The organism is Burkholderia sp. PAMC 26561 (genome assembly GCF_001557535.2).
Classification (GTDB): Bacteria; Pseudomonadota; Gammaproteobacteria; order Burkholderiales; family Burkholderiaceae; genus Caballeronia.
The window spans coordinates 1,456,538-1,475,484 of sequence record NZ_CP014307.1 but is presented as its reverse complement, the minus strand read 5'-3'; the positions used below and the strand labels follow the sequence as shown (position 1 = coordinate 1,475,484).

General features: G+C 60.2%; 16 protein-coding genes. 6 read left to right on the top strand and 10 right to left on the bottom strand.

The window, feature by feature from the left end; all coding sequences use genetic code 11:
• Positions 1–19 precede the first annotated feature (19 nt).
• On the bottom strand, positions 20–1,843 hold the full coding sequence (gene atzF / locus AXG89_RS22360; RefSeq protein ID WP_062172448.1) for an allophanate hydrolase: 1,824 nt from the start codon (positions 1,841–1,843) through the stop codon (positions 20–22).
• A 460-nt stretch (positions 1,844–2,303) separates the two neighbouring features.
• Between atzF and AXG89_RS22355 the strand changes: the two genes are divergently transcribed.
• A complete protein-coding gene (locus AXG89_RS22355; protein ID WP_062172447.1) occupies positions 2,304–3,122 on the top strand; it encodes a class I SAM-dependent methyltransferase in 819 nt (272 codons plus the stop codon).
• Positions 3,123–3,153: 31 nt separating this feature from the next.
• Here the strand turns inward: AXG89_RS22355 and AXG89_RS22350 are convergent, their stop codons facing one another.
• Together AXG89_RS22350 and AXG89_RS22345 are read right to left on the bottom strand one after the other, a co-directional pair.
• A complete protein-coding gene (locus tag AXG89_RS22350) occupies positions 3,154–3,615 on the bottom strand; it encodes a RidA family protein (RefSeq protein ID WP_062002739.1) in 462 nt (153 codons plus the stop codon).
• A 79-nt stretch (positions 3,616–3,694) separates the two neighbouring features.
• The gene (locus tag AXG89_RS22345) at positions 3,695–4,534 is read right to left on the bottom strand and encodes an IclR family transcriptional regulator (protein WP_062172446.1); all 840 of its coding nucleotides are present in this window, start codon (positions 4,532–4,534) and stop codon (positions 3,695–3,697) included.
• A 113-nt stretch (positions 4,535–4,647) separates the two neighbouring features.
• Between AXG89_RS22345 and AXG89_RS22340 the strand changes: the two genes are divergently transcribed.
• The 3 genes from AXG89_RS22340 (at position 4,648) to AXG89_RS22330 (ending at position 8,544) form a co-directional block, all read left to right on the top strand.
• A complete protein-coding gene (locus tag AXG89_RS22340) occupies positions 4,648–5,844 on the top strand; it encodes an aminotransferase class V-fold PLP-dependent enzyme (protein WP_062172445.1) in 1,197 nt (398 codons plus the stop codon).
• Positions 5,845–5,991: 147 nt separating this feature from the next.
• Positions 5,992–7,107, top strand: coding sequence for a porin (locus AXG89_RS22335; RefSeq protein ID WP_062002736.1), 1,116 nt, complete (start codon positions 5,992–5,994; stop codon positions 7,105–7,107).
• A gap of 66 nt (positions 7,108–7,173) precedes the next feature.
• On the top strand, positions 7,174–8,544 hold the full coding sequence (locus tag AXG89_RS22330) for a GntT/GntP/DsdX family permease (RefSeq protein ID WP_062172444.1): 1,371 nt from the start codon (positions 7,174–7,176) through the stop codon (positions 8,542–8,544).
• A 10-nt stretch (positions 8,545–8,554) separates the two neighbouring features.
• On the opposite strand, the gene AXG89_RS22325 is transcribed toward AXG89_RS22330, so the two are convergent.
• Positions 8,555–9,463, bottom strand: a complete 909-nt coding sequence (locus AXG89_RS22325) for a LysR family transcriptional regulator (RefSeq protein WP_062172443.1) — start codon at positions 9,461–9,463, stop codon at positions 8,555–8,557.
• 434 nt (positions 9,464–9,897) lie between these two features.
• Between AXG89_RS22325 and AXG89_RS22320 the strand changes: the two genes are divergently transcribed.
• Positions 9,898–10,605, top strand: coding sequence for a haloacid dehalogenase type II (locus AXG89_RS22320; protein WP_062172442.1), 708 nt, complete (start codon positions 9,898–9,900; stop codon positions 10,603–10,605).
• 318 nt (positions 10,606–10,923) lie between these two features.
• Positions 10,924–12,399, top strand: a complete 1,476-nt coding sequence (zwf, locus tag AXG89_RS22315; RefSeq protein ID WP_062172441.1) for a glucose-6-phosphate dehydrogenase — start codon at positions 10,924–10,926, stop codon at positions 12,397–12,399.
• 81 nt (positions 12,400–12,480) lie between these two features.
• Here zwf and AXG89_RS22310 read toward each other — a convergent pair whose 3' ends face one another.
• The 6 genes from AXG89_RS22310 to AXG89_RS22285 all read right to left on the bottom strand — a co-directional run bounded on the left by AXG89_RS22310 (position 12,481) and on the right by AXG89_RS22285 (position 18,944).
• A complete protein-coding gene (locus AXG89_RS22310; protein WP_062172440.1) occupies positions 12,481–13,836 on the bottom strand; it encodes a sensor histidine kinase in 1,356 nt (451 codons plus the stop codon).
• Positions 13,826–14,503, bottom strand: a complete 678-nt coding sequence (locus AXG89_RS22305) for a response regulator transcription factor (RefSeq protein WP_062172439.1) — start codon at positions 14,501–14,503, stop codon at positions 13,826–13,828. Before AXG89_RS22305 ends, AXG89_RS22310 begins: the two co-directional genes overlap by 11 nt.
• Positions 14,504–14,571: 68 nt before the next feature.
• On the bottom strand, positions 14,572–15,864 hold the full coding sequence (locus AXG89_RS22300; RefSeq protein WP_062172438.1) for an MFS transporter: 1,293 nt from the start codon (positions 15,862–15,864) through the stop codon (positions 14,572–14,574).
• A 71-nt stretch (positions 15,865–15,935) separates the two neighbouring features.
• Complete coding sequence (locus AXG89_RS22295; protein ID WP_062172437.1) at positions 15,936–16,925, bottom strand: quinone oxidoreductase family protein; 990 nt, start codon at positions 16,923–16,925, stop codon at positions 15,936–15,938.
• Between the two features lie 15 nt (positions 16,926–16,940).
• Entirely contained in the window at positions 16,941–17,954 is a 1,014-nt protein-coding gene (locus AXG89_RS22290) for an ABC transporter substrate-binding protein (RefSeq protein ID WP_062172436.1), read from the bottom strand.
• 195 nt (positions 17,955–18,149) lie between these two features.
• Entirely contained in the window at positions 18,150–18,944 is a 795-nt protein-coding gene (locus tag AXG89_RS22285) for a MetQ/NlpA family ABC transporter substrate-binding protein (protein WP_062002725.1), read from the bottom strand.
• Positions 18,945–18,947 lie beyond the last annotated feature (3 nt).

The following is an 18,947-nucleotide window of genomic DNA, read 5'->3' as shown; positions in this document are numbered from 1 at the left end:
AATGTTATGGATTACTTGATTACTTATTGAGGCCGTCGAGGTACGCGATCCAGCCGCCGAACGCGGTGATGTCCTGTGCGCCGCTGTCCGCCGATACCGCCCACGGTTCGCAGATGAAGCCTTTGACGAACCGTCCATCGGCAAGCTCGACAGTGCCGATACCCATCGGCGATGGAACATCCATCACGAACTTCCCGAACGTGCGCACCGGCACATCCCATACTTCGACGGCGATCGAGGCGCCTTCGTGTTTCGCGTCACGAACAAGCCCGGGCTTCGGCGGCGATGTATTCGCAAGCGCGAACAGCAGATACGCAGGCGATGTCCTGGTCGCTTCGACGAAACGCGCGGCCGCTTCCTGTAGTTGCCGGTTGAGCGGCTGCCCGCGCAGGTGTGCGCCAACCACTGCGAGTGCAACGGTCGGTTCCTGGAACGGCAACGGTTGAAGATTGGGAGCTGCGTGGGTCGTATTGTCGAAAAGCGCCTGGATGCGCGCGCCCAGAACCGCCAGCCGATGATCCGCGCCGCTCGGCGCAATCAGCGTCACGCCTGCAGGCAAACCATCGCTTCGACGCGCGCACGGCACCGATAACGCGCACAGGTCCAGAAGATTCACGAAGTTGGTGTAGTAACCCAGCTCGCTGTTGCGTTCGATCGGACTCGCCTGCACATCGGCGATAAGCGGATGCGTGGGCGTGGTGGGTACGATCAGGACATCGATGGCGTCGAAACATTGCTCGGCTTGCCGCTTGAGTTCGGCAAGCGCGTACTGGCCGTTGAAGGCATCGACCGCGCTGAAGCGGTCCGCCTTGCCGATCACGGCGGCCACGGTTGCATCGATGTCCGCGAAGTTGGTGTCGAAGAACGCGCCGAGCGCCGCGCGCCGTTCGGCGACCCAAGGGCCATCGTAGAGCAACGCCGAGACGCGCCTGAACGGGGCAAGATCGATTAGGTCCGGTGTCGTTGCAAGATCAGCCGACAACACTTTGAGGCTTGCGTTAAAGGCTTGGTGCGCGGTTGTATCGTCGAAGAATTCGAGTTCTGCCGGAACGCCCAAACGCAACGGCGACGACGCCGCGCCCAATGGCGCAACCCGCCGCGAGTACGCATCACCCGCGTCGAACTTCGCCATCTGCGCAAGGACATGCCAGGCATCGGCGACATCGTGCGCAAAGATCGACAGCGTATCGAGGCTTCGGCACGCGGGCACCACGCCGCTTTTGCTGACAAGGCCCAGCGACGGCTTGAGGCCAACCACTCCGTTGAATCCTGCAGGCACGCGGCCGGACCCCGCAGTGTCCGTACCGAGCGAAAACGCAACGCATCCCGCCGCGACAGATACTGCCGAGCCGGAGCTCGACCCGCCCGACACGCGCTCCGGAAACTCGACCTGACGCACCGCCCCGAACGGCGAACGCGTACCGACAAGTCCCGTGGCGAACTGATCGAGGTTGGTCTTGCCAATGAGAAGCGCGCCGGCATCGAGCAAGCGCTGAACGGCGAACGCGGTTGTGTCCGGCGTATAGCTGAAGGGTTCGCACGCGGCGGTGGTCGGCATGCCCGCGACGTCGATGTTGTCCTTGACCGCGAACGGTACACCGAAGAGCGGCAGGCGCTCGAACACCGCGTCACCCTCTTCGGCAAGCGCCTTCTCAAGCACACGCGCTTGCGCACGAACCGTCTCGGCCGGCAATAGCAGCGTCCACATCTCCGGACGATCGATAACGCTGATCCGGTCGAATGCAGCGTCTACGACTTCAGGCGGTGACTGGCGTCGCGCTGCATAGGCGTCGGCGAGCGCCGATACAAGCAGGTGGTCGGTAGTGTCGGAGAAGTTGGACATGAATTCCGTCTTGCATACAAGATGGGATTCATAATGCAGGAGGCGTGCCAGTTTCCCGGAATTAATCGGCTAAACCCCACTAAGCCTTTACCAAAAAGGCTTCCGAGCGATCGGCTCGGCCCGCGACGTACCCTCATGAGCATCTTGAGCGTTTTGGTTGTGGTGCGCCGCGCACCTTTGCGAAACCTGGGGCGCACAAAAACAGCGCGCGGCATAGCCGAACCTTTCTGCGAACCAACTTCGGCTTACAAACACCACCAAAAGCCGATGTATCCTGCAATAATAAGTCTGGATGCCTTACTAATTTTCTGAAGAATAAGCACGCGGCAAATGCATCCGCAATGAACTCATAGTCGCTAAGCAGATACATCATGGACATCGAAAAACCGAAGGGAAGCTGCTTGTGCGATGCGGTGACGTTTCCCGCAACCTCAATTAGTACACGTCAAGGAGCAAAAACATGAGCACCGACCCTTCCATCGATCTCGCCGCTGTCAAGACACGCCAGCAAGCCGCGTGGTCTACCGGCAATTACGCGGTCGTCGGCAGTACGCTTCAGATTGTTGGTGAAAACCTTTGCGAAGCGCTCGACCTTCGCTCGGGCAGCCGGGTACTCGACGTCGCCGCCGGCAACGGCAACGCAACGCTTGCAGCCGCCCGCCGATGGTGCGAGGTCACATCGACCGACTATGTTGCGTCGCTGCTCGAAGCCGGGCGCGCCCGCGCGCAAGCGGAGGGGCAAACCATCGAGTTCCAGGAAGCCGATGCCGAAAACCTTCCGTTCCCGGATGCATCGTTCGACGTGGTGATGTCCACCTTCGGCGTCATGTTCACGCCAGACCAGACGAAAGCCGCAAGCGAACTTGCGCGCGTGTGCAAGCTAGGCGGAAAGATCGGCTTGGCGAACTGGACGCCGGGAAGTTTTATCGGACAGGTCTTCAAGACGATAGGCACTTATATTCCGCCGGCACCGGGCCTGAAGTCGCCGTCGTTGTGGGGATCGAGGGAACGGCTCGACGAACTGTTCGCCGGCACCGCGCATGAGATCGACGCGAACGAATGCGCGTTTGTGTTTCGCTATCGGTCACCGGCGCATTTCCTCGAAGTGTTCCGCACCTACTATGGCCCGATGAACAAGACCTTCGGTGCCCTGGACGCCGGGAAACAGGCGGCATTCGCCCAGGAGTTGCTCGGACTGATGGAAAGCAGGAATCGTTCGGGAGACGGTACGCTCGTGCTGCCAAGCGAATACCTGGAGGTCGTGATCACGCGCCAATGACAAAGTCGCTTCCCCGGGGGGAAGCCACAGCTTAGTCCCGAATCGCGACGATCGCTTCTATTTCTACCGTGATATTGCCGGGCAGCGAGCCAACGCCGACCGCTGAACGAGAATGCCGGCCGGCGTCGCCGAATACATCGATGAAAAGGTCCGAGCAGCCGTTGATTACGCGCGGATGATCTGCGAAATCCGGCGTTGCGTTGACCATGCCAAGCAATTTCACAATGCGCGTCACGCGGTTCAGATCGCCCAGTTCGGCATGCAGCACAGAGAGCAGGTTGAGGCCCACGAGTTGCGCGTGGTCATACGCTTCGTCGGTGGTGACGTCGTCACCGACCTTGCCTTTCATCAGGCGGCCGGTATTGTCGAGCGGTCCTTGTCCCGACAAAAACAGCAGGTTGCCTTCGCGCGTGCAGTGAGTGAAGTTGCCTATCGGCGCGGGCACGGCCTGAAGCTTCAATCCGCGGGCCCGCAGTCGGTCGTAGCAGTTCATCTCAGTCGAAAATACCATGTTGCGTCAGTTCTCTTTCAGGTGTTGAGGACAAGGGGACAAAAGACCGGACAACCGGCGCTCAAGCCACGAATTCAGTTGCGCGCCGATGCCAGCCGAGGCGCGTTTCAATGCGGGAGGCAACCACTTTTAGCTCATCGCCGAATTGTTCAGTACTCTGAAGCGCTTTCGCTTCGGGCATCACGATCGATATGGTGAAGACGCAATCGCCGGCCTGATCCAGTACCGGCGCAGCAAGGCATGCAACCGAAGCATCCGACTCGCCGATCTGAATGGACAGGCGCGCGTCGAGCGCTTCGCGGGCCATGCGCGCGAGTACATCGGGCCGCGTTTCGGCGCGTGCAGTCGGAGATGATTTCGCATGCCGAGCAAAATACGCGACACGTTCCGCGTCTGGCAGATGTCCGACGAGCAACCGACCGGACGCGGTCCAGTTGAGCGGCACACGGCTACCCACGCGCGATGTCACCCGGAAATGCCCCGGCCCTTCAGCCATTTGCAGCACGACCATCATTCCCTCTTCGAGCCCGCAGACCTGCACCGTCTCGCCGACGTGCGCCGAAAGCCGGTTCATTTCTTCGTGCGCGACCGCAAGGTAGTCGAGCGAACTCGCATAGGTCAAGCCATAGCCATACAAGCGCGAGCCGAGCCAAATGGCGCCCTCCGGCGTGCGCGCGAGAAGGTTTTTCTCGACCAGGTCGTTGATGATCGAATACACGGTGGAAAGCGGCGCACCGACAATGCGCGCGATCTCGTACGCCGTGGTCGGCCTGTTGGCTTCCTGCAACGCGTCGAAGATCTGCACTGCACGATCGATCGCGCTCATGCGGGTGCGCGGGGCGGCGCCATCCGTACCGGCTGATGCCACATCCGCGTCAGGTTCACGGGGCTTGCGGGTCATTGCGCTCCTTCAGGCTGATTGTTTTTGTCTAGTTGACGCAGGCAGATCGTATGCTAATCTAATACACAATTACAACATATGTTCCATAATAAAGGAACATCAGGAGCCGCACGATGGATTTTTATTCTCGCCTGGGTCTGCGCCCGGTCATCAACGTGAACGGCACGATGACAAGTCTTGGCGCGTCCATCGTGGCGCAGCCGGTCATTGAAGCCGTGGCTTCGATCCTGCCGCAGTTCGTCGAGATCGATGATTTGCAGCGCAAGGCATCGGCCGCGATCGCCCAGGCTTGCGGCAGCGAAAGCGGCTACGTGACGGCGTCGTGTTCAGCGGCGATCACCCTCACCATTGCCGCGACCATGACCGGCGACGACGTCGGCCTGATCGAGCGTCTTCCCGACACGAGCGGTCTGCGCAACGAGGTCGTCATCCAGACGGGCCACCTCGTCAATTATGGCGCACCCATCGATCAGGCGATCCGCCTGGCCGGCGCCCGCGTCGTGCCCGTGGGCGCCGCCACCGAAGCGCATGGGTACCAGCTCGCATCGGCCATCACCGAACGCACTACCGCAGCGCTTTACGTGGTCTCGCACCACACCGTGCAGTTCGGGCTGATCCAGCTCGAAGAGTTTATCGCCGAAGCGCATGCGAAGGGCGTGCCGGTCATTGTCGATGCAGCTTCCGAGTACGACCTCACGCGCTTCATCGCGGCCGGCGCCGATCTCGTGCTGTATTCGGCGCACAAGTTTCTCGGCGGTTTGACTGCCGGGATTGTGGCAGGCAAAAAAACGCTGGTACGTGCCGCGTATTTCCAGAATGGCGGCATAGGCCGCGGCATGAAGGTTGGCAAGGAAGGCATCGCGGGCGCGATCGCCGCGCTTGAACAATGGCAGCATCGCGATCATGCGGCGGTGCGCGCACGCGAGCGCACTTACCTCGATCTGTGGATCACCGGCCTCGCCGGACGTCCCGGCATCCGCGCTGAAATCGATGCCGATCCGACCGGCAATCCGCTCGACCGCCTGAAGCTTTCCATCGATTCACGCGACGCGCGTATCAGTGCATGGGATCTCGCCGATGCCCTGTCGCATCCTCCGGCGGGCAGCATTCCCGTGATCGTTCGCGACCATGAAGCCGAGCTGAATTTCTTTTTTATCGATCCGTGCAATCTGCATTCTGGACAGGAACGTATCGTTCTTGAACGCCTGCTTGCAGAGCTCGAGCGCGCACAACGCGCAGCGCAACCTTTGATCACACCGTTCCATCAACGCGATGCACGGCGTCTTTCCGGACGCAACTGGCCGGACTGAGCTTTTTTTTCACGCTTTCTTTGTATGACCGCTGCGCCGGATTGATTTCCGGCGTTGTTTCACTTTGCACGCTTAGTAATCCTTACGCCTTCCGAAGATAACAAAAATTCATCGGCGGGCGCCTTCTTTCGACCAGAGGAAACCCAGATGCACAAGCAGATTCTTCGCACGGCGATCGCCGTCGCCGTGACCGGAAGCTTCGCGCATGCCGCTTTTGCGCAAAGCGGTGTGACGCTCTACGGTATCGTGGATGCAGGCTTCACCTACACCAACAATCAAAAAGGCAGCAGCGCCTATCAGGCGACGCAAGGCAACGTCCAGGGTTCACGCTGGGGTCTGCTGGGCACTGAAGACCTGGGCGGCGGCAACAAGGCGTCGTTCAAACTCGAAAATGGTTTCAGTCTCGAATCCGGTGCATCGGGTCAGGGCGGACGCATGTTCGGCCGCAGCGCATGGGTGGCGCTGAGCAACAACAAAGCGGGATCGATCACGCTTGGGCGCCAGTACAACAGCGCGCAGGATTACCTGTCGAACCTGCAGATCAATGGCGTCGGCGCGCTGAGCCAGTATGGAAACGCCATCTATGACAATGACGACCTGAACAACACGTATCGCACGAGCAACGCAGTCAAGTACACCACGCCCACGATTGCCGGTTTGACGGCGAATGCCATGTACGCGTTCTCGAATACCGCCGGCGACTTCGCGAACAACCGTGCATGGAGCGTAGGCGCCGACTATGCTGCCGGCCCCGTTCGTCTCGATGCCGCTTACTCGCTCGTGAATCGTCCTGCATCGAACACGGCCGGTGCGGCGCCGTCCGACAACTACTACAGCACCAGCTCGTCGATCATCAGCAACGTCGCGCGCAACCAGGTTTGGGGCGCGGGCGGTGCCTATGCATTCGGACCGGCGACGGTCGCGCTGCTCTATACGAACTCGCACTTCGACCTGCTGACGGGCGGCAGCCTGCGCTTCGCGAACTACGAAGCAAGCGTGCGTTATCAGTTCACGCCGGCCACGTTGCTGTCACTCGGCTATATCTATACGAGCCAGAACAGCAGTTCGGCCACGGCGGCGAATGCGCACTACAACCAGCTCGCACTGGGCGGCGAGTATTTCCTGTCGAAGACCACCGATGTTTATCTGAACGGCATCTACCAGCGTTCGTCCGGCGCGAAGGCTTGGGTTGAAGGCGTCACGAATCCGTCGAGCAACAACGGCCAGATCGTGGCCGTCGCAGGCATTCGCCACAAGTTCTAATCCAGCACGCCGGGCCATGCATTCCGCTTGGCCCGGCCCTCCTCCGATCGATATCTTGGAGCCTCCATGGCGACTGTCCAGGGAAGTCTGTTACTTGTCTACGCGTTGATCGCGATTATCGCGCTGGTCGTGCTGATTGCGCGTTTCAAGCTCAATCCGTTTATTACGTTGATGGTGGTGTCGGTTGCGCTCGCGCTTGCCGTCGGGATGCCGATGACGTCGATTCTCAAGTCATTCGAGACCGGCGTTGGCGGGACGCTCGGACACATTGCGATTGTCGTTGGCCTGGGCACCATGCTCGGCAAGATGATGGCCGAGTCCGGTGGCGCCGAACGCATTGCCCGCACGCTGATCGATTTGTTCGGCCCGAAGAATGTGCACTGGGCGATGATGTGTATCGCGTTTCTCGTCGGCTTGCCCGTATTCTTCGAAGTCGGCTTCGTGCTGCTGATTCCAATTGCGTTCAACGTCGCGCAACGCACCGGCACGTCGATGATCCGCGTCGGGATTCCGATGGTCGCGGGTCTTTCAGTCGTGCACGGCCTGATTCCGCCGCACCCCGCCGCGCTGCTTGCAGTGACCGCGTATAACGCGGACATCGGGCATACGATTTTCTACGCGCTGATCGTCGGCATTCCCACGGCCATCATTGCGGGTCCGTTGTTCTCAAAACTGATCGCGAAGTTCGTCGTGCTGGAAGGCGTCAACCCGATGGCGAAGCAGTTCATCGAACAGGACGCAGCACGTGCCGCGCAGAAATTGCCCAGCTTCGGCATCACGCTGTTGACGGTTCTGTTGCCTGTGTTGCTGATGCTGATCGGCAGTTGGGCGGATTTGATCGCACCGGCCAAGTCGACACTGAACAACGTGTTGCGTTTGATCGGTCATCCAGACATGGCGCTGCTGCTCGCAGTGCTGTTGAGCTTTTATACGTTCGGCTCCGCACGCGGCTTCAATCGCGACTCGATTCTGAAATTCACTAACGAGTGTCTCGCACCTACGGCAAGCATCACGCTTGTAGTGGGCGCAGGTGCGGGCTTCGGCCGCATCCTGATCGACAGCGGTGCCTCAAAGGCGATCGTGGATGTCGCGACCGGTGCGCACGTGCCGCTCCTGATCCTTGCATGGCTCGTGGCCGCGCTGATTCGCGTAGCGACCGGTTCTGCCACCGTCGCCATGGCCACCGCGGCGGGCATCATTGCGCCGATAGCGGCAGCGGCCGCAACGACCGCGACCGGCGTACGCCCCGAACTGCTGGTGCTTGCAACGGGCGCAGGTTCGCTGATCCTGTCGCATGTCAACGACGGTGGCTTCTGGCTGGTGAAGGAATACTTCGGCATGACGGTGACGCAGACCTTCAAGACGTGGACCGTCTGCGAGACGATCATCTCCGTGACCGCGCTGATCTTCACGCTGGGGCTGGCGGCAGTGGTTTGAACAAGTTGCTTCAGGCGGGTCCCGCTAAATAAAGCGCGATCCGCTGTTGCAAGAAATCGCGCAATGCGTTGATCGTGGGAGAAAGCATCAGCCGATGCGCACACACAAGGCTCAGCGGCGCGCTCTCGCCTTCTAGCTCGGTCAACAAAGCCTGAAGCGCGCCGCTACGCAGATCGGCAAGCACATCGATTCTTGATTTATACGCGAGACCCTGTCCGGCGACCGCCCATCGGCGGACCAGTTCTCCGTCATCGCTGCTGCGATTGCCGCGTACATTCACCGACACCGGTTCGCCATCGGAATAAAACGTCCAATGGTCATGAACGGTATCGCTTAGCGAAAAGCGCAGGCAGTTATGCTTGAGCAAGTCCTCGGGGACGAGCGGGTAAGCATGCTTCGATAAATACGCGGGCGACGCGCACAACACCCGCCTGTTCTCCGGCGCCAACGGCAATGCAATCAGCGTTGAATCCTCGGGCGTCCCATATCGGACCGCAAGGTCGACGGGGTTGCTGAACATGTTGGTGACACGATCGCCAATCCGCATCTGCAGCGTGACGTCGGGATGTTTTTCCTGGAATTCATCGAGCCAGGGCGCCAGCTTGTGGCGTCCAAGGTCGGATGGAATCGATAACGATACCGTCCCTCCTATCGCCTTGCGGCCTCGCGCCACCGCATGCCGCCCTGCCTCAACTTCGCCCATGACATTGCGGGCGTATTGCAGATAGCGCTCGCCGTCCGGTGTAAGCCGCAAGCTGCGCGTCGAACGCGCGAGCAGCCTGACGCCCAGTTCCGTTTCCAGCCGCTTGAGCCCGACACTTGCCACCGACGGCGTCAAATTGAGTTGACGCGCGGCCGCCGACAGGCTGCCGCTGTCTGCGGCCGTCACGAAGATAAGCAGGTCATCGAGTTTGATCATTGGGCCAAGACAACTGAAAGTACACAGCTTTATTGCAAAGACTGCTTGAGCGATTTTCGTGATTATGACGAAAATGTTTTTGGTACGCGCGACTGATTTTGCAAGCGGCACCCAACGAGAATGGGTCTTCTACCTAAAGAGTTCGGCCATGAGACCGTCCGTGCGCAGAGGAAGTGCCGGCACCGCTTCTCGATGCGCCCTACGGATATTTCGTGGCTTGAGGAAGTTGCGCCGAGCCCTGACAGGCAGGCTTCAAGGGCTCGGCGAATTTTGCAGATCGCTTCTTGCAGGCCTTGATGATCTCGCCTTTAGATACGAACATATCGGCGACGGGCGCATCCGGTATTTCCGAGGCTAATGCAACGCGCTTGCAAGCTGAACCACCAAACTCGAAACTGTGTTCAAGTCGATCTCCTGGACCACGGACCCAAACAATGAACCTCAAGCAAACATCGCGGCCAATCTGGCTGACCTTCGACTGCTACGGCACGCTGATCCAATGGGACGAGGGCCTGCGCGCCGCAGTTTCGACGATCCTCGCGAAACAGCGTGAAAGCGGAACGGACGTCGATGAACTGATCGATGTATATGACCGGCACGAGCATCACTTGGAGCAGCTAACACCGCATCGCTCGTTTCGTGAAGTCGCAGGCGACGGGTTGCGGCTTGCGATGACCGAACTGGGATTGCCGGCGCAAGCATCGGATATCGAAGTGCTTACGGGCAGCATCTCTGCCATGCCGCCGTTTCCGGAAGTGGTCGCGACGCTCCAGGCGCTGAAGGATGCAGGCTTCAATTTGTGCATCGTCTCCAATACGGACGACGACATTATCGCCGGCAATGTGGCGCAACTGGACGGGTGCATCGACCGGGTCATCACGGCGCAGCAGGCGGGCGCGTACAAGCCCTCGCCTGTCATTTTCAATCATGCATACCGGGCGCTGGGAGTCAGCAAGGACGACGTGGTTCATATCTGCGCGAGTCCGCATCTGGACCACGCGGCCGCGCGTGAAATCGGCTTCCGATGCATCTGGGTCGACCGGCGAACCGGCCGGACGCTGTTGCCCGATTACGTCCCCGATGCAATCGTTCCCACGCTCGACAAGGTGCTTGACGTATTCAGGGAAAGCGGCTGGATTTAAGGTGTTTTTCTGCGGGCGCGCACGGCCAACCGTATGCGAGTCCGCTCGAATCGCAAGCAGGTTGCCAAGGTCGGCCCGTCTACCTACACTGGTCTGCACAGCCGGAACCGAAGCGCTTATCCCGACCGCCCGGACGCTTTATCTCTCGTATTCTTGAAATATTCATCCGGCAAGCTACGGTATTACGTACACCGCCTTCAACATTGCCATAAAAGCCCGATCCAGGCGTAACTGGTATAACGACATACTCAGCGTCGTAAAAGGCCGCTCTTACAGAGCGCAAATTTGACTGCATCAACCTGCGATTCCCTACGCGCCATGACCACTCAAACTCCTTCAGCTGCGCCCGACCTTCCGGTCGACATGATCATCTTCGGCGGCGCCGGCGACCTGTCCGCACGCAAGCTTCTGCCCGCGCTGTATATGGCGCACTTGCATGACAACCTGCCCCCGCAAACACGCATCATCGCCATTGGCCGCCGTGACTGGTCGCGCGAGCAGTACGTACAGTTCGTGCAGGAACAATCGAAACCGTTCGTCGACGCCAAAGCGCTCGACCCGCAATCGTGGGACACGTTCCTGAGCCTCTTTGAATACGTGCGCATCAACATCGATCAGCCGGGCGACTATCTGAACCTCGCTGAAGTGGCGCGCAAGGACGTGTGTCGCGTGTTTTACCTCGCGACGTCACCGGAACTCTTCACGACCATCTGCGACAACCTCGCGGCGTCCAGTCTCGTCGACGCAAACTCGCGCGTCGTGCTGGAAAAACCGCTGGGCCATGATCTCGCGTCGGCACAGGCGATCAATTCATCCGTGGGACGTCATTTCGCCGAAGCGCAGATTTATCGCATCGACCATTATCTCGGCAAGGAAACGGTGCAGAACCTGATGGTGCTGCGCTTCGGCAATGCGATCTTCGGACCATTGTGGCAAGCGCCGTACATCAAGAGCGTGCAGATCACCGTGGCCGAAACAGTGGGCGTCGGCAGCCGTGCGGGCTTCTATGACCAGACCGGCGCGTTGCGCGACATGGTGCAGAACCACTTGCTGCAACTGTTGTGCATCGTGGCCATGGAGCCGCCGGTATCGCTCGATCCGGACGCCGTACGCGATGAAAAGCTCAAGGTGCTGCGCTCGCTGCGCAAGATGACGGTCGCCGATATTGCCCGCGACACCGTGCGCGGCCAGTACAGCCCGGGCGCGATCGGCGGCGAGCCGGTGAAGGGATACATGGAAGAGGACAACGTGCCGGCGGACAGCCGCGCGGAAACCTTCGTGGCCATTCGCGCGCATATCAACAACTGGCGCTGGGCGAACGTGCCCTTCTTCCTGCGTACCGGCAAGCGGTTGCAGAAGAAACAATCGGAAATCGTGATCGAATTCGCCGACCTGCCGTTTTCGATCATCCCGAGCGGTCCGCGTAATTACGGCAACCGTCTGATCATCCAGTTGCAACCCGAGGAATCGATCCAGCTGCAAATGCTCGCGAAGGAACCCGGCAGCGGCATGCATATGCTGCCCGTGAACCTGAACCTCGATTTGCAACAGGCGTTCACCGAGCGTCGCGCGGAAGCGTACGAGCGTTTGCTTATCGATGTGATGCGCGGCCGCCTGACGCACTTCATGCGCCGTGACGAACTCGAAGCGGCGTGGGCGTGGGTCGAACCCATTCTGGATGGCTGGAAAGAACTGAACGATCGTCCACGTACTTATACGGCGGGGACGTTTGGACCGGCGGCATCGTCGGCATTGATGGCGCGGGAAAACATGGCGTGGGCTGAAGAAAGCTGACGCGCTGAAAAGCCTTCGTCTGGTACAACGAACGCGCGGCCATCGAGTCCGCGCGTTTTTTCTTGTGCGACTTCCTGCCCCTCAAGCTGAAAATTCGATGTGCACGGCAAGTCCCTTCCCGCCAGGACCATCGTCCATGCGAATTTGCGCACGATGCGCCCGCACGATCTCTCGCACGATGGCAAGACCCAGTCCACTGCCCTCCTCGGCAGACGCTCTGAAGAAAGGCTCGAATACACGGTCGCGAACATCGGCTGGAATGCCCGGACCATCGTCGGTCACGAGCAGCAGGATCGACTTGTCACGCCGCTCGATCAGAAGCGAAACGTGTCCTGATGGCGGCGTGTATCGAATGGCGTTATCGATGAGATTGAAAACCAGCACGGACAGCAGGCGCGCATTGCCCAGCAGGAACGTGTTGTCGGCGAGCTGCGCCGAGAGCTCGATCTCGCGACGCTCCGCAAGCAGCGCCAATTCTTCGATGACCGTCGTCGCGACTTCGCGCAGGTCGACACACTCACCTTCGAAATGACTGTAGTCTGCGGTCTCGGCCTGCGCCAGCAAAAGCAACTGGTTGGTCAACGAAACCAGTGCGCCGTTGCTCTTGTGCATGGCCGACAAGGTCTCCTTGACCGTCGCAAGATCGTCATGCCGGCGCGCATATTGCAACTGTGCGCCGAGCAGCGTCAGCGGCGTTCGCAACTGATGTGCGGCATGGGAAATGAAACGGCGCTGCATGGCCGTCTGACGCTCGATGCGCGCAATGCATTGATTGATGGCATCGACGATAGGCCGCAATTCACTTTGCAGATGCGCCGAACGCAAGGGGACGAGCTCGCTCGGCGCGCGATCGCGCACGTCCTTGGTCAAGGCCATCAAATGCCTTAATTCGAAGGTCAGGCCCACACACACCAGCACGACGGCAATCCCGATGATCTCCGCGAAATGCAGCAATTGCGGCCGCCACAGGTCGGCCGCGAGCGCGTCGCGTTCCAGCTCGGTCCTGCCGACCGACACCAGGATGCGCTTGCTCTCGCCCGAGTCATACATGGGGCGAATGATCGATACCGCGCGCACCGGCTGGCCATCGACTTGCGTGTCATACCATCCCGGCGACGTGGCCGGCTCGACTTGCTCGAGATCGGACGTTCCCGCAATCGGAGGACCGTCGATCACCCGGATGCGAAAAAACACGCGGTCGCCATAGGGCGAACTCAGGATTTCGATGGCGCTCGGCGAGATGTCGGCGTGCAGGTCGCTGTCGTCCCATTTGACATCGCCTGCCATGACCCGGGCGGACGCAAGGAGCGCGTTGTCCTGAATCAGGCTCGCCGTTTTCTGCGCGCTTTCACGCGCCATGAACCCGGCCGCGAACACGTACACCGTAAGCGGCAACAGCAGCCACAGCAGCAAGCGCAAACGCAGGCTATTCGTCATCGTCGCCGGCTTGCAAGAGGTAACCCAGACCTCTCAGGGTGATGATTGTCGCGGTGCTTTTTTCGAGCTTCTTGCGCAGCCTTGACACGTAGATTTCAATCGCGTCTTCGCTGGTATGAGTGGACGAACTGCCGAGAGAGTCCGCCAGCATCGGTTTCGATACCGTCTTCCTGGCCTTGAGGATCAACGTTTCGAGGACGGCGTGTTCGCGTGGCGTCAGGTTCAGCGTCTCGCCGGAAACCGAAAATTGCCGCCGGTCGATATCGTAGGAAAGATCGCCGCAACGCACGCTGTTCGAGCGCGACGGCAGTTGGCGCCGTACCAGCACCTTGACGCGCGCAACCAGTTCGCGTGCGTCGAATGGCTTGACCACGTAGTCGTCCGCGCCGGCGCTCAGGCAGATCACTTTTTCGTCGACGGAACCGCTTGCCGTGAGGATCAGCACAGGCGTGTCGTCGCCGCGTTCGCGCAAGCGCCGCAACACGCCTTTGCCCGACAGGTTCGGCAGGTTCAGATCCAGCAGCACGACGTCGTAGCGCGTGGTGCGCAGGAACCGGTCTGCGGCATCGCCGTCGCTCACGCGATCGAGCACGAAACCATCGTCTTCCAGGATTTTAGCGAGCCAGTGAGCGAGTTGCTCGTTGTCCTCGACCAGCAGTAGCTTCATTACGGTCACCGCGTTATTCGTGAATTTTTGCCCCGAGGCGCGGCATGCGCCCCAAAGGGAAAAACACATTACGCGAGTTTATATTGCCTGCGCGCCTGCGCCGTCCGGTAGAGCACCAACGTCGCCACCAGCCCGCAAGCCGCCGCGAGCCCCATCCAGATGCCGGGCGCGGCCTTGTTTCCCGTCACGTGAATCAGGTAGGTGGAGATCGCCGGCGTGAATCCGCCAACCGTCGATGCAAGGCTGTATGCAATCGAGAACCCCGTGGTCCTGACTTCGGCCGGCATGATCTCGGTCAGCGCCACGATCATCGCGCCGTTGTACCAGGCGTAAAGAAACGACAGCCACAACTCGACCCCGAGCAAACGTCCGAACGAAGGTTCGGCGACCAGCCACTGAACCGCCGGATAAGCCGTCAGAACTGCGAGGACAGTAAAGGTCAGCAACACCGGACGCCGTCCGATGCGATCCGACACCGCGCCGGAGATCGGCAACCATAAAAAGTTCGACAAACCCACGCATACTGTCACGAGCAGCGCGTCCCGCGACGACAGCTTGAGCACTTCCTTGCCGAACGTCGGCGTGTAGGCGGCGATCATGTAGAACGAGACGGTCGTCATGATCACGAGGCCCATGCCCGCGAGCACCAGCCTGCGATGCTGCACCATCGACTTCATGATTTCGCTGATCGCCGGATGATGCTTGCGGGCGATGAACTCATCGGTTTCCTTCAGCGACCGGCGGATATACACAACGAATGGAACGATCAGGCAACCGATCAGGAACGGCACGCGCCATCCCCATGTGCTCATGTGTTCGGCCGAGACCACCTGATTCAGGATCACGCCGAGCAACGCCGCGACCACCACCGCGACTTGCTGGCTGGCCGACTGCCACGCGCAGAAAAAGCCCTTGTTCCCTTTCGTCGCGATCTCGGACAGATACACCGATACCCCGCCCAGTTCCACGCCCGCCGAGAACCCTTGCAGCAAGCGCCCCGTGAGCACGAGAACCGGCGCCAGCATGCCGATGGTGGCATACCCGGGCACGAAGGCAACGCAGGCCGTGCCTATCGCCATGAGGGTCAGCGTGAGGATCAAGCCCTTGCGGCGACCGTGATGATCGATATACGCGCCGAGCACGATGGCACCGATCGGCCGCATCAGGAAACCGGCGCCGAACACCGAAAGCGCGAGCATCAATGATGCAAATTCGCTGCCGCCCGGGAAGTAGGTTCTGGCGATGGCCGAGGCGTAATACCCGTAGACCGTGAAGTCGTACATTTCGAGGAAGTTACCGCTGACGACGCGGAAAACCGCCTTGGCTTTCGACTCGCCGGCAGACATTGCGTGTGAGGACATGGAGGAGCCTTCTTTAGGGATGCATCGCGCCGAGCTACGTAGCGCCGATAAAAAATGTCAAACGCGTGCGGCTATCCGATCATCACTACGGACTTGCCAAGCTGGCGTCGTTCTTCCAGTTGCGCATGCGCCTCTTCGACGTTGTCGAGCGTATAGCGGCCACTGATGCCGATCGTGAGGGAACCATCGGCAAGCGCCGCAAATACGTCGCTCGCGCGGCGCTGGACGGTTTCGGCATCGGCGAGATGATCGGCCAGCCGTGGACGCGTCAGGAACAACGATCCGGCTTCGCCTAGCTCGATAGGATCGAGGTCCGTCAGCGACCCCGCCACCGACCCATAATTGACAACGAGACCGCGAACGCGCGTCGCACGAAAGCTGTCGCGCAGCGTGGTGCGGCCGACCGCGTCGTACACCACGTCCACGCCTTTGCCGTCCGTTGCTTCACGCACGCGATCGGCGAAGCGTCCGTTGTCGTAGAGCATCACGTGGTCGGCGCCGTGCTTGCGCGCGACCTCGGCCTTGGACTCGCTGCTGGTTGTCGCGAAAACGGTCGCGCCGCGACGCTTCGCGAGCTGCACCAGCAACTGGCCGATACCACCCGATGCCGCATGGATCAGGCACGTGCTGCCTGCCTTGATCTGCCCCACATCGTCGATCAGATAATGCGCCGTCGAGCCCTGGAAGATCGCGGCCGCGGCCAGATCGTAGGCAATGGAATCCGGGATATGCGCTAGACGCGAGGCGGGAACGATGGCGTATTCTGCATATGCGCCCCACGAAATGCACCAGGCCACGCGGTCACCAAGATCGAACGATGTAACGCCCGCACCCAGCTTCGCCACGTCGCCGGAGCCTTCCATGCCGAGCGTGCACGGAAGACGCACCGGATACGTCCGTGACGTCTTGTACTTGCCCTGCCGCGTATGAATGTCCATGAAATTGATGCCGGCGCACCTGACCTTCACGAGCACCTCGCCTTCTTTTGGCTGAGGTACTTCGATATCCTTATGAATAAGGACCTCGGGTCCGCCGTACTGTTCAATACCTATCGCTTTCATTTTCGTCTCCGGGAATTACTTCGCGCTGAGCTTCACACGATCCACCAACTCATTGGTGTACGTCCTCGACAAGTCGATATGGCGCGGATCGAGCGTTGAATTGACGCGCGTGAGAACGTTGAGCACTGCAGCGGGCGACTCGTCGGGCATGCGTCCGTCTCGCGTAAAGGTTGGAATCGCGGTCTTGAGCGCGCTGATATAAAGCGCTTTGTCCTGTCCGTAGAAATCCGGCGGTAACCGGGCCGTGATGTCTTCTGCGCTATGCGACGCTATGAAAGCAAGCGAGCGCACCAGCGCACGCACGAGCTTTTGCCCCTGATCGCGATGCGTGTTGACCCACGAGCGCTGAGCGTAGAAGCACGACCCTGCGTAGGCGCCGCCGAGCGCGGACATGGTGCCTTCGACGCTGCGCATATCCACCAGCACGGTTGCGCGTCCGCTTGCCAGCAAGCGACTGGCGCTGGGCTCTTCGACCATGCCCGCATCGATGCGTCCCTGCTCCATCGCCGCGATAAAACTGTCGTCCGATCCAACTGGCAATACGGAATAATCCTTCGGTGACAACCCGGCGCGCGCCGCGAGAAAACGTGTCAGGAAATAAGTGGACGATCCAAGTCCGGTCACGCCGAGCGTCGCGCCTTTTGCATCGGCCATGCTGCGAAATCCCGAAGCTGATCTCTTCGATACCAGCTCGACCAGTCCCGCGCTCTTGTTGAACACGACCAGCGCTTCGACTTCCTTGCCGCGGCTCTGCAGGTCGATGGTGTGATCGTAAAAACCCACCGCGCCCTGGATCGCGCCCGCCAGCAGTTCCGTCGCGGTATCGACGCCGGCCGGTTGCGAGATGATTTCGAAATCGAGGCCTTCGTCCTTGAAGTAGCCGAGTTGCGAGGCAAGAACCAGCGGCAGATAGACGATCTTGGAGGTGCCGCCCGCCATCAGCGTCAGCTTTTCCGCGTGCGCGGACGTCGCGGCGCACAGCAGCGCAGCCATGCAAGCTGACGTGAACAGGCGGCGAAACAACATCATGCGAAGCGTCTCCTTCTTCAGTACCAAGCCGGTATCTTGTTCTAATGTGCGGCCAGTATAAGAAGTCCAAGCCTTCTGCCTGCTTTCTGACGGCCTCGAAAAATCTCGGCGTTTACCCTTGGAGCGACCCAGAAGTACAACGCGCCCTGACCCTTTCGGGAGAGAGCGCGCTTTTTTCCACGACGGAATGTCCAGTTACCAGGCAGCGATCACCGCACCGGCATACTTCCCTTCGATAAACTGCTTGACTGCCGCCGAGTGATACGCGGCAACCAGCTTCGCAACCCAAGGCTTGTCCTTGTCGGCGGCGCGAATGGCGATGATGTTCGAATAGGGGCCGTTCGGATCTTCAATCGCAATCGCGTCCTGCTTCGGCTTCAAACCGGCTTCCATCGCGAAGTTCGTGTTGATCGCGGCCGCGTCCACGTCGGCGAGCGAACGCGGGATCTGCGCGGCATCGAGTTCGACGATCTTCAGCTTCCTGGGATTCTCGACAATATCGAGCGGCGTTGCTTTCAGACCTGCATCGGCGCGCAATTTCAGCAGGCCGTTTTTCTGCAGCAGCAACAACGCGCGGCCGCCGTTGGTCGGATCGTTCGGCACCGCGATGCGCGCGCCTGCAGGCAACGCCGCCAGCGACTTGTACTTCTTCGAATAGATGCCCATCGGGAACGTGACGGTATCGGCGATCTTGATGATCTTGTAACCGCGGTCCTTCACTTGCGCGTCGAGATACGGCGCGTGCTGATAGCTGTTGGCATCGAGATCGCCCGAAGCCAGCGCCGCGTTCGGCTGCACGTAGTCCGCGAACTCCACGATCTTGATGTTCAAGCCGTTCTTCGCGGCGACTTGCTTGACCACTTCCATGACCTGCGCATGCGGGCCGCCGGTTACACCGACCTTGATGGTTTCGTCGGCCTGGGCGACGTTGGTGAATAGTGCCGCTGCGCCGATCACGGCGGCCAGCTTGAAAATGAATCGACGTTGCATGAC